General features: G+C 64.3%; 13 protein-coding genes. 9 read left to right on the plus strand and 4 right to left on the minus strand.

The genetic code is table 11. From position 1 onward, the window contains the following. Positions 1 to 30: 30 nt before the first annotated feature. Positions 31 to 2,109 carry an NADPH-dependent 2,4-dienoyl-CoA reductase gene (locus AC07Z7_RS09615; protein WP_494766122.1) on the minus strand — a complete coding sequence of 693 codons (2,079 nt, stop codon included), beginning with the start codon at positions 2,107 to 2,109 and terminating at the stop codon, positions 31 to 33. A gap of 147 nt (positions 2,110 to 2,256) precedes the next feature. On the opposite strand from AC07Z7_RS09615, the gene AC07Z7_RS09620 reads away from it, so the two are divergent. After that, entirely contained in the window at positions 2,257 to 2,787 is a 531-nt protein-coding gene (locus AC07Z7_RS09620) for a PadR family transcriptional regulator (protein ID WP_066788839.1), read from the plus strand. A 275-nt stretch (positions 2,788 to 3,062) separates the two neighbouring features. Here AC07Z7_RS09620 and AC07Z7_RS09625 read toward each other — a convergent pair whose 3' ends face one another. Beyond that, entirely contained in the window at positions 3,063 to 4,061 is a 999-nt protein-coding gene (locus AC07Z7_RS09625; protein ID WP_494766123.1) for a LysR family transcriptional regulator, read from the minus strand. Positions 4,062 to 4,185: 124 nt separating this feature from the next. On the opposite strand from AC07Z7_RS09625, the gene AC07Z7_RS09630 reads away from it, so the two are divergent. The 5 genes from AC07Z7_RS09630 to AC07Z7_RS09650 all read left to right on the plus strand — a co-directional run bounded on the left by AC07Z7_RS09630 (position 4,186) and on the right by AC07Z7_RS09650 (position 9,874). Then, positions 4,186 to 5,037, plus strand: coding sequence for an aldo/keto reductase (locus AC07Z7_RS09630; protein WP_494766124.1), 852 nt, complete (start codon positions 4,186 to 4,188; stop codon positions 5,035 to 5,037). A gap of 8 nt (positions 5,038 to 5,045) precedes the next feature. Beyond that, entirely contained in the window at positions 5,046 to 6,473 is a 1,428-nt protein-coding gene (locus AC07Z7_RS09635; protein WP_494766125.1) for an MFS transporter, read from the plus strand. Next, positions 6,470 to 7,648, plus strand: a complete 1,179-nt coding sequence (locus AC07Z7_RS09640; protein WP_494766126.1) for a (R)-mandelonitrile lyase — start codon at positions 6,470 to 6,472, stop codon at positions 7,646 to 7,648. Before AC07Z7_RS09635 ends, AC07Z7_RS09640 begins: the two co-directional genes overlap by 4 nt. 2 nt (positions 7,649 to 7,650) lie before the next feature. Further along, positions 7,651 to 8,736 carry an alpha/beta hydrolase gene (locus tag AC07Z7_RS09645; protein WP_494766127.1) on the plus strand — a complete coding sequence of 362 codons (1,086 nt, stop codon included), beginning with the start codon at positions 7,651 to 7,653 and terminating at the stop codon, positions 8,734 to 8,736. Between the two features lie 133 nt (positions 8,737 to 8,869). Next, positions 8,870 to 9,874 (plus strand): alpha/beta hydrolase, encoded by a 1,005-nt coding sequence (locus AC07Z7_RS09650; protein WP_494766134.1) that lies wholly within the window; start codon positions 8,870 to 8,872, stop codon positions 9,872 to 9,874. Positions 9,875 to 10,052: 178 nt separating this feature from the next. On the opposite strand, the gene AC07Z7_RS09655 is transcribed toward AC07Z7_RS09650, so the two are convergent. Then, positions 10,053 to 11,351: a Y-family DNA polymerase gene (locus AC07Z7_RS09655; protein ID WP_260668950.1), complete on the minus strand. Its 1,299-nt coding sequence runs from the start codon at positions 11,349 to 11,351 to the stop codon at positions 10,053 to 10,055. A 20-nt stretch (positions 11,352 to 11,371) separates the two neighbouring features. Further along, positions 11,372 to 11,818 carry a LexA family protein gene (locus tag AC07Z7_RS09660; protein ID WP_057228325.1) on the minus strand — a complete coding sequence of 149 codons (447 nt, stop codon included), beginning with the start codon at positions 11,816 to 11,818 and terminating at the stop codon, positions 11,372 to 11,374. Between the two features lie 36 nt (positions 11,819 to 11,854). On the opposite strand from AC07Z7_RS09660, the gene AC07Z7_RS09665 reads away from it, so the two are divergent. From AC07Z7_RS09665 to AC07Z7_RS09675, 3 genes are all read left to right on the plus strand, one after another. Further along, entirely contained in the window at positions 11,855 to 12,553 is a 699-nt protein-coding gene (locus tag AC07Z7_RS09665; protein ID WP_066786906.1) for an SOS response-associated peptidase, read from the plus strand. Between the two features lie 188 nt (positions 12,554 to 12,741). Further along, entirely contained in the window at positions 12,742 to 13,191 is a 450-nt protein-coding gene (locus tag AC07Z7_RS09670; protein ID WP_082759142.1) for an HNH endonuclease, read from the plus strand. A 411-nt stretch (positions 13,192 to 13,602) separates the two neighbouring features. Then, complete coding sequence (locus AC07Z7_RS09675; RefSeq protein ID WP_260669001.1) at positions 13,603 to 14,283, plus strand: DNA/RNA non-specific endonuclease; 681 nt, start codon at positions 13,603 to 13,605, stop codon at positions 14,281 to 14,283. Positions 14,284 to 14,338 lie beyond the last annotated feature (55 nt).

Below are 14,338 nucleotides of genomic sequence, written 5' to 3' on the forward strand. Positions count from 1 at the left end.
TGTGTCTCCTGGGGATAAATCGAAAATCAGTCAGATGGATGCGGCGAGCGTCGTGCCCTGCAGGATGGCGCGCTTGGCGTCGAGTTCGGCCGCCACGTCGGCACCGCCGATGAGGTGGGAGCTCTGGCCCGCGGCCACCAGCGCGTCGTACAGCGCGCGCAGCGGCTCCTGGCCGGCGCAGACTACGATGTGGTCGACGTCGAGCACCTGGGGTGCGCCGCCATCGATGGTGATGTGCAGGCCCGCATCGTCCACGCGCTCATAGGCCACGCCCGAGCTCATGCCCACGTTGCGCGCCTTGAGCGAGGTGCGGTGGATCCAGCCCGTGGTCTTGCCCAGCTGATCGCCGACCTTGCTGCTCTTGCGCTGCAGCAGGTGCACCTGGCGCGCGGGGGCTTCCACCTGTGCAGGGCGCAGACCGCCGGCCTGGGCATAGGCGGGGTCGATGCCCCACTCCTCATTGAACTTGGCAGGTGCCAGCGCGCCGCTCTCGCCTTCGTGCGTGAGGTACTCGCCCACGTCGAAGCCGATGCCGCCCGCGCCGATGATGGCCACGCGCCGGCCCACCGGCTTCTTGTCGCGCAGAACGTCCAGGTAGCTCAGCACCTTGGGGTGGTCGATGCCTTCGATGTCCGGGGTGCGCGGCTTTATGCCTGTGGCCACCACCACCTCGTCATATCCCTGGCCCGCCAGGTCGGCCGCTTCTACTCGGGTGTTCAGGCGCACCTCCACACCGTGCAGCTCCAGCTGGCGGCGGTAGTAGCGCAGGGTTTCGTAGAACTCCTCCTTGCCCGGCACCTGCTTGGCGATGTTGAGCTGGCCGCCGATCTCGCTGCCCGCATCGAACAGCACCACTGCATGGCCGCGTTGGGCGGCCGTGACAGCAAAGCTCAGGCCGGCCGGACCGGCGCCGACCACGGCGATGCGCTTCTTGGCGGCGGTGGGGGCGATGACCAGTTCCGTCTCGTGGCATGCGCGGGGGTTGACCAGGCAACTGGTGATCTTGCCGCCGAAGGTGTGGTCCAGGCAGGCCTGGTTGCAGGCGATGCAGGTGTTGATCTCGTCGGCCCGGCCCTGGCGCGCCTTGCGCACGAAGTCGGCATCGGCCAGCAGGGGCCGCGCCATGGAGACCATGTCGGCAAAGCCCTCGGCCAGAAGGCGCTCGGCCACCTCGGGCGTGTTGATGCGGTTGGAGCTGATGAGCGGTATGCCCACCTGCCCCATCACCTGCTTTGTCACCCACGCATAGGCCGCGCGCGGCACCTTGGTGGCGATGGTGGGGATACGTGCCTCGTGCCAGCCGATGCCGGTGTTCAGGATGGTGGCGCCCGACGCCTCGATGGCCTGGGCCAACTCGATCACCTCGGCCAGCGTGGAGCCGCCCTCCACCAGGTCGAGCATGGACAGGCGGTAGATGATGATGAAGTTCGGCCCCACGCGCTCGCGCGTGCGCCGCACGATCTCCACCGGAAAGCGCATGCGGTGGGCGTAGCTGCCGCCCCAGGCGTCATCGCGGTGGTTGCTGCGCGCAGCGATGAACTCGTTGATCAGGTAGCCCTCGGAGCCCATGACCTCCACCCCGTCGTAGCCCGCGTGCTGGGCCAGCGCGGCGCAGCGCGCGAAGTCTTCGATGGTCTGCTCCACCTCATCAGCGGTGAGCGCATGCGGCACGTGGGGGTTGATGGGTGCGCGCAGCGCGCTCGGGGCCACCAGGTCGCGGTGGTAGGCATAGCGACCGAAGTGCAGGATCTGCATCGCGATCTTGCCGCCCTCAGCATGCACGGCCTGGGTCACCTTGCGGTGCTGCGCGGCCTCGTGCTCGTTGACCAGCATGGCCCCGCCCTGCATGGGCCGACCGCGCTCGTTGGGTGCAATGCCGCCCGTGACGATGAGCCCGACCTCGCCGCGCGCGCGCTCGGCATAGAAAGCTGCCATGCGCTCGAAGCCGTTGGCCACCTCCTCCAGCCCCACGTGCATGGAGCCCATGAGCACGCGGTTCTTCAGCGTGGTGAAGCCCAGGTCCAGCGGGGCATGCAGGTGTGGATAGGGGCTATTGCTGTCAGCCGGAGATTTCAGCGGGGCCGGGGCGGGTTTCAGGATGGCGTTCATCGCAGGTCTCTTTCTTTTTTATGCAACCAGTTGCACAAATATAGCCAGTATCCCGCATTTATGCAACTGGTTGCATAAACAATGAAGAACCCTCCCGATTCAGGCAAGATGGCGGCCTTTGCAGTTTCCTCCCGGCGCACCCTTTCGATGTCCCTGCCCCACGCCCTTCTCACTGCCCTTGTCGAGCACCCCTGCTCGGGCTCGGAGCTCGCCGAGCGCTTTGACAAGTCCATCGGCTACTTCTGGCACGCCACGCACCAGCAGATCTACCGCGAGTTGGCACGGCTGGAGGAAGCAGGATGGATCGAGGCTTTGCCCGCGGAGACGGGCCGCGGCCGAAAGCGCCAGTTCCGCCTGCTGCCTTCAGGTCGCAAGGAACTCCGGCGCTGGATCGCCGAGCAGCAGGACCCCACGCCCCTGCGCGACGAGCTCATGGTGCGCCTGCGCGCCGAGGCTGCGGTTGGCCCCACGGGGCTTGAGAAGGAAATCGCCCGACTGCAGGCGATGCACCAGGCCAAGCTTGACATCTACCAGCGCATTGAACGGCGCGACTTCATCGGCAAGGAGCCTAGTCGCGAACGTCGTTTGCAACACTTGGTGCTAAAGGCTGGGATTCTTCATGAGGAACTCTCGCTGGCGATTGCGAAAGAGGCTCTGGAGATTCTGGAACAGCAGTAGGCAGCTTAGGCAGTCCGAGACCAACGATCCTAGGAAGTGCCATGTCAAGTTGCTGTACGGCATCGAACATTGCCCAAGCTTCGATGTTGCTCAGGCCGGATTGGCTCGTCTTAGTCAGCTAGAAAGTTTCGTTCGAATGCAAACAGAAGTTGACGACATCCAACCCTGAACCTTCAGGCGTGGCGGCTTTAGGCTGGTTGCAGTCGTTCAAATTTATGGGAGTAGATGGCCGCTAGTTCCGTAAGCGGTCATCTAGGTGCGCACCATCGCTGGTCTCAGGGGGCTGGCCTAGCCGGCCTGGTGGTTGACTTCGGCTTGCCGGCGCGCTCCCTTCGCCCGCCCCGCTGCAATTCCTTTTCGCTGAGCACGTATTCTGAGTCCTCGCCGAGCCGTTGCACCGCCAGGTCTATAAAGGCCCGAACCCGCGCCGGCTGCGAAGACCGACTGCCGAAGTAGACGAAGTAGTTGGCGTAGTCCGGCATGTGCTCGACTAGGATGGGCACCAGTTGCCCCGAACGGATAAAGGGTGCCGCCGTCACGCCGGCGAGCTGCCCGAGCACCTTGCCGGCCAGGACCGCCTGTAGCTCGAACAGTTCGTCGTTGCAGCAGATCGCCGGCACGACCGGCTGGTCGACAGCCTGGTCGCCGAGCTTCACGCGCCACGGCAGCACCTTCCCTGTGCTCGGATGCCGATAGGCACTGCAGCGATGCGCGGCCAGCGCGGCCAGGGAGTCGGGCACGCCGTGCTGCGCGAAGTACGCAGGCGCGCCGCAGATGGGCAGTTGCACGGGGAACAGCCGCCGCGCGATGACGCCCTCATGGGGTGAAGGTCCAAGGCGGAAGCCCACATCCACCCGATCCTCGACCCAGTTTCCGATGCGGTCGTCAAGCAGCACGTCGGGCTGTATGCCGGGATGCAGATCGCAGAACTCCTCGACCAGACGCCAGAGAATCGGCTGGAACGTCGTGCGCGGCCCGGTGATGCGCAGCGGCCCGGCGAACTCGTCTTTCGCCGACCGGGCATTCAGCAGCGCACGCTGCATGCCCAGCACGGACGGCTGCACGTCCTCGAACAGCCGCTGCCCCGCATCGGTCAGCGACATCACACGTGTCGTGCGGTGGAACAGGCGCGCATCCAGATGCACCTCCAACTGGGCCAGCGCCTTGCTCGCCGCCTGGGGGCTGATGTCCAAGGCCTGCGCCGCCTTGCGCAGACTGCCCAGTTCCGCCGCCTTGATGAAGGTCGTGACGGAACGCAGTTCGTTGATCGCCATGCAGGGCCTCCTTGCAGGCCGATTGTCATCTTTTTGATGCCAATAAATCAACCTATCTGTCACTATTCATATGTGAGTCTCTTGCCTAAAGTTCATTTCAACGAACTTCCGAAAGCAGCGACTCATGCAACACGTCACCCTGAACAACGGCCTGCAGATGCCCATCTTGGGCTACGGCGTCTTCCAGATTGCCGATGCGAACGAGTGCACGCGCAGCGTCGTCGACGCCATCGATACCGGCTACCGGCTGATCGACACCGCCGCCTCCTACATGAACGAAGTGGCCGTGGGCAAGGGGCTGCGGGCCAGCGGCGTCCCGCGCGAGCAGCTCTTCGTCACCAGCAAGCTGTGGGTGCAGGACACCGGCTACGAGCGCACGCAGCAGGCCATCGACCAGTCACTGCGCCGCCTGAGCCTCGACTACCTGGACCTCTACCTGATCCACCAGCCCTTCGGAGACGTTCACGGCTCTTGGCGTGCGATGCAAGACGCCTACCGCGCGGGCAAGCTGCGCGCCATTGGCGTCAGCAACTTCCACCCGGACCGACTGATGGACATCCAGGTGTTCAACGAGATAGCACCCGCGGTCAACCAGGTCGAAGTGAACCCCTTCCAGCAGCAGTTGGAAAGCGCCCCATTCATGAAGGACCTCGGCGTGCAAACCGAGGCCTGGGCACCTTTCGCAGAGGGACGCAACGGACTCTTCCAGAACGAGGTGCTGCTGGGGATTGCTGGGCGACACGGCAAGTCGGTCGGACAGGTCGTGCTACGTTGGCTGGTGCAGCGGGGCATCGTTGCGTTGGCAAAGTCAGTGCGCAAGGAGCGCATGGCCGAGAACATCGCCATCTTCGACTTCGCGCTCGATGACGCCGACATGGCGCGCATCGCTGCGCTCGACACCAACACCAGCAGCTTCTTCTCGCACCGCGATCCGGCCATCGTCAAGTGGATGTCCGAACGCAAGCTGAACATTTGAGCAAGACAATGAACGCTTCCGAACCGACGCTGCAGGCCCGCAACGCGGGCGCCGTGCTGCTTCTCGTCCTGGCCAGCTACCTGATGATCGTGTTGGACATCTCCATCGTCATCACGGGTCTGCCCAAGATTCGCGACAGCCTGGGCTTCAGCCCCTCCACCCTGTCCTGGGTCCACACTGCCTACACACTCAGCTTCGGCGGCCTGCTGATGGCCGGCGCGAGGGCGGGTGACCTGTTCGGCCGCAGGAGCATGCTCGTGCTGGGGCTGGCCGTTTTCCTGCTCGCGTCCCTAGCCATCGGCTTGGCACCGTCACCCGCCTTTCTGGTCGGCGCCCGGGCGGTCCAGGGCCTGGGGTCCGCCATCCTTGCGCCGGCCACGCTGGCCTTGCTGTCGGTGACCTTCCCGGAAGGCGCCGAGCGCAGCAAGGCCTTGGGGTGGTACGGCGCTACCGCGGGCGTTGGGGCCACCATCGGCATGGTCCTGGGCGGCGTGCTGGCGGACCTGCTGTCCTGGCGCGTGGGCTTCTTCATCAACGTGCCCCTCGGCCTAGCCCTGGTCTGGGGTGCACTGCGCTACGTCAAGGAAACGCCCAGGCAGACCGGTCAACTCGACATGCCCGGCGCCGTCCTGTCTACGGCGGGCATGGTCGCCATGGTGTACGGCCTGGTCGAAGCGGCGGAGACGAGCTGGTTGGCAATGCACAGTTGGCTGCCGCTACTGGCTGGTGCGCTGCTGTTGCTGGGGTTCTTCGTCCATGAGGGACGCACTGCACAGCCGCTGCTGCCGCTGCGCTTGTTCCGAAGCCGTGCACGCTCGGGCGCTTATGCTGCCCGGCTGCTCTACCTGGCTGGGGTGATCGGCTTCTGGTTCTACCTGACGCAGTACCTGCAAGGCGTGCTGGGCATGCGGCCGTTGCAGGCGGGCTTGGCCTTCCTACCGGCCACCATCGTCCAGCTGTTGGCGGCTATGACAGTTTCCCGCCTGACATCGCGCTTCGGCAATGACCGCGTGCTGGCGGCCGGCGTGGCGTTGACGGCGGCCGGCATGGCCTGGCTGGCACAGGTCGGCGCCTACAGCAGCTACCTCACCAGCGTGGCGCTGCCCATGGCAGTGCTCGGTATCGGCCAAGGGCTGGCATTGAGCCCGCTGACCATCGCTGGCGTAGCCGGTGTGGCAGCGAAAGACGCGGGCGCGGCATCCGGTCTCGTGAACGCTTCCCACCAACTGGGCGGCTCCGTCGGCCTGGCCATGCTGGTGGTGGTCTTCTCCGCAGCCGGTGGCTACAGCCCCGATGCCAAGGTCGAACTGGCCCATCGCGTTTCCATGAGCCTGGACGCCAGCGCTGCGCTGCTGATGCTGGCCTTGCTGGTGGTGCTCACCTGCGTGGTTCAACGCCGACACATTCCATTGCAACAACAGGAGGCCCTGTCGTGAAGCCATTGATCTACATCGCCCTGAGCGGCGCAGCGGCCACCGCCGGCGCGCAGTCTTCAAACACCACGGCGACTGCGCCGGTCGTCGAGGTGCGCTCAGCCTCCGCACAGCCCGACGTTGAGGGTTCGACCAAGACCTTCACCGGCAGCGTCCGCATCCGTTCGCCATTCCAGGCCCTGCCACCAGGCAAGGCCGGAGGTGCCGCGGTGACCTTCGAAGCCCGTGCCCGGACGGCCTGGCATACCCATCCGCTGGGGCAGACGCTGATCGTCACAGCTGGCCTGGGCCTGGTTCAGCAGCAGGGGCAACCGGCGCAAGCCATCCGCCCCGGCGATGTCGTCACAATTCCCGCGAATGTGCGCCACTGGCATGGTGCGGGTCCCACTGGCGCGATGACTCACGTTGCCATCGCGGAGAAGAAAGATGGCATCTCGGTGACCTGGAAAGATAAGGTTTCCGACAAGGACTACCAGGCGGCCGTGGCCAGCGCAGGTCTCTCCGTCCACGCCAAGTCTCGTGCCCATCCAGTATCCGAAACGCTAACGGCCAAGCAACGCGCAATTCCGCTGATGGCAGCCTTCATGGCGAGCAGCGACATGCCCCGACTCAATGCCGCGCTGAACCAAGGCCTCGACGCGGGCCTGACTCTGAGCGAGGCCAAGGAAGTGCTGATGCAGCTCTATGCCTATGCCGGTTTTCCGCGTAGCCTCAATGCGCTCGGCGAATTGCTGAAGGTCGTGGAGGCGCGCAAGCAGCGTGGAATCCAAGACGCGACAGGCCGAGAACCCAGCCGGGCGGTGGCTACTGGCAACGACTTGGTCATCGCTGGCCAGGCGAACCAGACGGAGATTTCCGGCGGGCCGGTGCAAGGTGCGGTGTTCGATTTCGCGCCCACCATCAACCAGTTTCTGCAAGCGCACCTGTTCGGTGACATCTTCGAGCGCGACAACCTCGACTGGCAGAGCCGCGAATTGGCGACTGTCGGTGCGCTCGCGGCAACGCCTGGCGCCGAGGCGCAGTTGCGCTCCCACATGCGGGCCAGCCTGCGCGTGGGCCTGACCGCCTCTCAGTTGCGGCAGCTGACGCAAGCCCTGGCCGACGAGGTCGGCACCGAAGCCGCCGACCGCGCGAAAGAAGCCCTCACGCAGGCTCTGGCCGCCGCATCGAAAGGTTGACCATGAACTTCACCCGAACTCTGTTGACTGTGAGCGCCGCCATGACCGCCCTTATCACCGGCTGCGCCATTCCGCCCAATGAGGCCGGCAACGCCACTGGCCCACTGGTGATCCAGGCCCAGGGCAGCTTCACAGTCGGCGGCACCGTGCTGAAGACCCCCGGCAGCTACGACAACAACAAGCCGACGGCCGCCGGGCAGAGTTTGCACGGTGACCACCTCTACGCCTTCTACCAAGTGCCGCAGAACCCTAGGGCGCTGCCCATCGCCATGCTGCACGGTGCCTTCCAGTCGGCGCGCAGCTGGGAGAGCACCCCGGACGGCCGGGAAGGCTTCCAGACCCTGTTCCTGCGCCGTGGCTTCCCGGTCTACCTGGTCGACCAGCCGCGCCGCGGGCGCGCGGGCAACAGCACCGTCGCGGCATCGGTAGAGCCGACTCCCAACGACCAACTGTTCTTCGACCAGTTCCGCCTCGGCAAGTGGCCGAACTACTACGACAAGGTGCAGTTCGACCGCAAGCCGGAGACGCTGGAACAGTTCTTCCGTTCGGTCACGCCCAACACCGGGCCCTATGACGCCGGTGTCATTTCCGATGCCATGTCGGCGCTGTTCGACAAGGTCGGCCCGGCCATCCTGTTCACCCATTCCCAGGGCGGCGGCCCGGGCTGGCTGACGGCGATCAAGAACCCCCATGTCAAGGCCGTCGTCGCTTTCGAGCCGGGCAGCGGTTTCATCTTCCCGCCAGTTGAGTTGCCCCCGGCGATGCCGAGCGCGGCCGGCACGCTGTCGCCCGAGGCCGTGCCGCTGGCGGATTTCCAGAAGCTCACGCGCATTCCCATCGTCATCTACTACGGCGACAACTTCCCCACCGAACCGACTACGGAACGCGGCCAGGACAACTGGCGCGTGCGGTTGGCGATGGCCCGGCTGTGGGTGGACGCCGTCAACCGGCACGGCGGCGACGCTCGCCTGGTGCATCTGCCGGAAATGAGCATCCGCGGCAACACTCACTTCCTGATGTCCGATCTGAACAACGTGCAGATCGCCGACCTCGTGTCCCGCTTCCTCGCCGACAACAAGCTGGACTGACCCCTGCCTCGCAACATCGCAACGCAAAGAAACGGAGCCTTACATGGATCCCCACATCCTCAACGACAAGCGACGCGCGTTCCTCGGAACCTCCGCGCGCATCTTCTCCATCGCCGCCCTTGGAGTTCCCACCATGACCACCCCCGCCCTCGCCGCCGACCACAAAAAGAACCCCTTCACCCTTGTCTATGACGGCGCGATCACCCGCAACGAGCCGGGCAAGGTCAACATCCGCCCGGTGAAGTACCAGCTCAACGGTCTGGCCATCGTAGCCAATGTCTACACGCCCGCGAACTACGACCCGTCGAAGAAGTACGCCGCTATCGTGGTTGCCCACCCCAACGGAGGCGTCAAGGAGCAGGTTGCAGGCCTGTATGCCCAGCACCTGGCCGAGCAGGGCTACATCACCATCGCGATGGACGCCGCGTACCAGGGCGGCAGTGGCGGCCAGCCACGCAGCACGGACAAGCCGCAGTTCCGCATCGAGGACATCCACGGCGCCGCGGACTTCATCACCCGTTATCCCGGCGTTGATGCGGCGCGCCTGGGGCTGCTGGGCATCTGCGGCGGCGGTGGTTATTCGCTGTCGGCCGCGAAGTCCGACAAGCGCTTCAAGTCGTTGGCGACGCTCAGCATGTTCAACAGCGGTCGCGTCCGCCGCAATGGCTTCGCCGATTCCCAGCTCGGCTCGGTCCAGCAGCGCCTGAGGCAGGCTTCCGATGCCCGCGCCCAGGAGGCGGCGGGCGCCAAGCTGCTCTACGCGGGCGATGCCGACATGACGGACGCGCAAATCGCGGCGCTGCCCTTCGAGATGTACCGCCAAGGATACGAGTATTACTGGCGAACCCACGCCCATCCAAACTCCACATTCAAGTACACGATGAGCAGTTTGCTCGACCTGATGCGCTGGGATGCCACCGACCAAATCGAGTTGATCGAGCAGCCGCTGCTGATGATTGCCGGCAGCAAGGCCGACAGCCTGTACATGACTGAGGAGGCCTTCGCCCAGGCCACCGGTGCGAAGGACAAGACGCTGTTCAGGATCGAGGGCGCCACGCACATCGAGACCTATTGGGTGCCCAAGTACGTCCAGGAGGCGCTGGCCCAGTTAATGCCGTTCTACGCAAGGACCTTGTGATCCGGTGAAAGCGCTCTCGTAACCACCGAAGGCGCTGCTAACCAGTTCGCTCAGAGTGTGGCCGCCATCGTTGCTGCCCCCGAAGACTGAACTCGGACTAAGACCGGTCACTCACAATTTTCGAATGACCGGCAGCAATCGCTGCAGAGCCGACTCGAGCGCGGGAGCTCCCTCACGCTTAGGCCCGTGCCACAGGCACATCCTCCCACCGCGTCGTGTACTGCGGCGTGCGCCTCTCCTGCTTCATCCCCCAGCCCTTGCCCTTGTTGGTGCCGCCCGTGGCACCTGAGTGCACGGTGCCTTTGCCATAGCGCTGGTTGAGCGCATCCAGCGCCGCCATCAGCTGGGTTCGGTCCCGGTGGTCTTCATCCTCCAGATCCAGCTCGCCCTGCAGCACATTGCCCGGCACCAGGTCCAGCAGCATCACCCCGGCCTTGGCCATCTTGTAGCCAGGCTCGTACATGCGGCGCATGCCAGCAACAGCCGCCCACACCAGCTTGCCGGTGTCCGCCGTAGGCCGGCGCAGGGGCACCACCACAGACTTGTTAAAGCGCGGGCCTGGGCGGAAGGGGGATGTGTGGCTGAACACCAGCAGCTGGCTGGCCAAGCTGCCCTGCTTGCGCAGCTTCTCCGCCGCGCGGCTGGCGAACTCGCTCACGGCCTCCACCAGCGGCGGCAGCTCGGTCACCGCCTGGCCGAATGACCGGGTGCAGGCGATTTCCCTCTTGGGCTCGGGCGCATCATCCAGCTCTATGCACTGCATGCCCTGCAACTCCCGCACGGTGCGCTCCAGCACCACGCCCCAGCGCCTGCGCACCATAGCCGGGTCCAGCCGAGCCAGGTCCAGCACCGTCTGCACCCCGCACTGATGCAGCTGCGCGCCGATCTTGCGGCCCACGCCCCAGACTTCTTCCACCAGCGTGCTGGCCAACACATCGTCCAAGTCCTGGGCGGGAAGGGCGGTCAGGTTGCACACCTGGGCCAGCTCTGCGGGATAGCTCCCCGGTTTGCGCTCGGCCGTCTTGGCGATGTGGTTGGCCAGCTTTGCCAGCGTCTTGGTGTGACCGATTCCGATCCCGCAAGGTATGCCAGCCCATTGGTGGATGCGCGCACGGATGGCGTGGCTGCGGGTGGTCAGGTCGCCGCGCATGCCCTGCAGGCCGATGAACGACTCATCGATGCTGTAGATCTCCTGTGAGGGGCCCAGACCCGCCGCGAGGCTCATCATCCGATTGCTCATGTCGCCGTACAGCGTGAAGTTGGCACTCAAGGCCACCAGGCCGTGGGTCTCTTCCATATGCCGTATCTGGAACCACGGCGCCCCCATCTTGATTCCCAGGGCTTTGGCCTCATTGCTGCGGGCGATGGCGCAGCCGTCGTTGTTGCTCAGCACCACCACCGGGCGGCCGTTCAGGCTGGGGCGGAACACCCGCTCGCAGCTCACGTAAAAATTGTTGCCATCCACCAGCGCATACATGCTGGCCTCCGTCCATCAGATCAGGTGAGAAACAGCTTCACGCAACCACTCACCACGCCCCACACCTCAATGGTCTGGCTGTCGCGGGGGATGATGTCGGGATAGGTTGGGTTGGCCGCGCGCAGCTTGATCCGGCCGGCACGCTGGTGCAGATACTTCACGGTGCATTCGCCGTCCACAATGGCCACGACGATGCTGTTGTGCTTGGGCTTGATCGCCCGGTCCACTGCGATGATGCTGCCGTCCTCAATGCCCGCGTCCCTCATCGAGTCGCCACGCACGCGCCAGAAGTAGGTGGCCTGGGGATGCTTCACCAGCAGCTGCATGATGTCCAGCCGCTCCACCACGAAATCGTCAGCTGGCGATGGAAACCCCGCGCGCACGCTCACCCCGCACAAGGGCAAGGCCAGCGACTGCGCCGCCGTGTCGTACGGCACGGGTAGCGGGGAGTTCCAAAGACTGTACATATTTACAGTATAGCTCCCTGCTGCCAGAATGTTGCCATGTGTACCTACTACGAGGTCCCGGGCCGCGAGCAGCTGGTGCTGCACTTTGGCGACGTACCCGAAGAGGAATGGCGCGACAAGATGAGTCCGCTGTACCGAGGGCCGTTCCTGCGGGCAAAGGGGGCGGTAGGGCGCGAGCTGGTGGTGGGCCAGTGGGGCATGATCCCGCCGCACTCCAAAACACACATCCCCACCGGCAAGGACGGCAAGCGCCTGAGCACCGTCAACGCTCGGCGCGAAGGGATGGCCAAGTCATGGACCTACGGCGGTCCTTGGCGCAAGGGGCAGCGCTGCATCATCCCCGCCCAGTTGTATGTCGAACCCTACTGGGGGACCAAGAAGCACATCCCCTGGCAGTTCGAGCGGGCCGATGGCGAGCCCTGGGGCCTGGCGGGCCTGTGGAGCGAGTGGACCGACCCGGCCACGGGTGAGGTGCTGCCCAGCTACACCATGATCACGCAGAACTGCGACGACGTGCCGGTTCTCAACCTGATGCACCGGCCTGACCCCAAGCGCGCGCCCGACAAGCAGGACAAGCGCACGGTGGTGCCGCTGGAAAAGGGGGATTGGGATACCTGGCTGCACGGCACCATCGAGCAGGCAGAGGCGCTGATCAAAGTGCCGCCGCTGGAGCTGTTTGTGCATCGGGCGAAGGACCCGGCACAGCAAGTCGAGTTACCTGTTGAGTCAGCATGACGCATGCGTGCAACAGCCGGTACTTGCGCCGACTGGACGCAGCAATATAAATTATTGGGTGTCCGGGCTAACGCGAACCCGGCCGCGTCCGGGTTACCTGGCGCATAGCCGAGTGGTGCGATGCCCCGGCGCCCGACCTGTCCGGCTATCGGCAACGGGAGTAGCTTCAACACTACCCCTGGTGCCAGATGAACAAGATAGCCAAACTCCGTATCCAGTCCGCGCTCATCCAACAATGCCGTTGTTTCTACTGCGGTTTGGCAATGATCGAACCTGCGTTGCCTGAGTTCACGCCCAAAGAACTCAAGCCTAAATTCCAAAAGTACCTTCGTTGCACGGCTGAGCATCTAACTGCTCGCCAGGATCAAGGGCGCGATTCCGCACAAAACATCGTTGCTGCATGTTGGTGGTGCAACACTCGGCGACACAAAGGGCGTGAGGAGAATGCGCCAAATCCACAGAAATATCGGCAACGGGTGCAAAGCTTGATGAAAAAGGGCCGTTGGCACCCAGTTAGCGCGATAGCTGCCGCTTTCCGAGCCAACGCCTACGGAGTGGGCGAGCCTTCAAAACCAAGGGCAAGCGTGACTTCAGCAAAACTGACGAACCTGCAGGCGTTCCCGCAAGGCGGCTTGTGAATGCCTGCGTATCTGGCAGACCAACTGTTTGAGTTGGATTAAAGCAGTTGCGGGACTTCCATGGCGGTGGCACTTCGCGCGGTGCGGGTGCTGCTGCCATGGGAAGTATTAATTGAATCGCAGGGGCGGGCAGGCAGATCGGGCTCCCTTTGGGGGCCCTCTCTGTTAGTGGACTCCATCTCTGCAAGCAGCTGTAAAACCCTGCGGGATCCGAGCATTCGGGCCAGAAGCGAGAGGTGAACGGTGCTCCAATCGGGCTCCGTCAAATTCGACTCGAATGCCTCTTCTGTGAATCGCTTCCTCTCTTGGCCAGGCCGTGTGCGCCTGGCAGCTGTGCTGGCCCTGTCTCTCGTCAGCGTTGCTCTCCCGAATCTTTCCTGGGCGCGGTCTCCGCAGTTCGACAGCACAGCCCTGCTCACACCCGAGCCCAGCTCCTTTGCGCAGTGTCCGCAGTTCTTTGCGAACGGCGCGCCACCCGCCATCACGCCCCGGCCGCAGCTGCGCGAGCTTTGCTATGAAGCCTTTGCGGTCCTGCACTCTGGCGCCACAAAGACACCGGTGTTTGTGGCCCAGCGGTTGAACCGCAGGCTCATCGAGGATGCCGATGAGAAGCGGGCCAAGCGGTTCTTTGCAGATGCGCGACTCCCGAGTGGCGAGCGGGCGGAGCTGGAGGATTACAAAAACTCAGGCTATAGCCGTGGGCACATGGCCCCTGCAGGAGATATGCCAACGCCAACGGCCATGGCGCAAAGCTTCAGCTTGGCGAACATGGTTCCCCAAAACGCTCAGCACAACGGGGGCGCCTGGAACAAGATCGAGCAGGACACGCGGCACTATGTGAAGCGGGCCAAGGGAGATGTGTTTGTGATCACGGGGCCGGTGTTCACGGATGCGGGGCCACGTATTGGGGCCAATGGGGTGAAGGTGCCGACCTATCTGTACAAGCTGGTCTATGACGCCACGACCAACAAGGCCTGGGCGCATTGGCAGGAGAATCGCGAGGGCGAGACGGTGGGGCGGCCGATCAGCTACCAGGAGCTGGTGAAGAGAACCGGAGTGGAGTTTTTGCCAAGAAGTGCACTGCAGCATTGAGTGGTAGCAAGAGCCGTGTCAGGGGCGGCGGTATAAATCGGTCCTTTCCAACCTC

The sequence above is a fragment of the Acidovorax sp. GW101-11A03 genome (assembly GCF_059424825.1).

Bases quoted from the DNA above. Each gene is read 5' to 3' on its own strand.
- AC07Z7_RS09615 (WP_494766122.1), bottom strand. From the start codon at position 2,109: ATGAACGCCATCCTGAAACCCGCCCCGGCCCCGCTGAAATCTCCGGCT.
- AC07Z7_RS09620 (WP_066788839.1), top strand. From the start codon at position 2,257: ATGTCCCTGCCCCACGCCCTTCTCACTGCCCTTGTCGAGCACCCCTGC.
- AC07Z7_RS09625 (WP_494766123.1), bottom strand. From the start codon at position 4,061: ATGGCGATCAACGAACTGCGTTCCGTCACGACCTTCATCAAGGCGGCG.
- AC07Z7_RS09630 (WP_494766124.1), top strand. From the start codon at position 4,186: ATGCAACACGTCACCCTGAACAACGGCCTGCAGATGCCCATCTTGGGC.
- AC07Z7_RS09635 (WP_494766125.1), top strand. From the start codon at position 5,046: ATGAACGCTTCCGAACCGACGCTGCAGGCCCGCAACGCGGGCGCCGTG.
- AC07Z7_RS09645 (WP_494766127.1), top strand. From the start codon at position 7,651: ATGAACTTCACCCGAACTCTGTTGACTGTGAGCGCCGCCATGACCGCC.
- AC07Z7_RS09650 (WP_494766134.1), top strand. From the start codon at position 8,870: ATGACCACCCCCGCCCTCGCCGCCGACCACAAAAAGAACCCCTTCACC.
- AC07Z7_RS09655 (WP_260668950.1), bottom strand. From the start codon at position 11,351: ATGTATGCGCTGGTGGATGGCAACAATTTTTACGTGAGCTGCGAGCGG.
- AC07Z7_RS09660 (WP_057228325.1), bottom strand. From the start codon at position 11,818: ATGTACAGTCTTTGGAACTCCCCGCTACCCGTGCCGTACGACACGGCG.
- AC07Z7_RS09665 (WP_066786906.1), top strand. From the start codon at position 11,855: ATGTGTACCTACTACGAGGTCCCGGGCCGCGAGCAGCTGGTGCTGCAC.
- AC07Z7_RS09670 (WP_082759142.1), top strand. From the start codon at position 12,742: ATGAACAAGATAGCCAAACTCCGTATCCAGTCCGCGCTCATCCAACAA.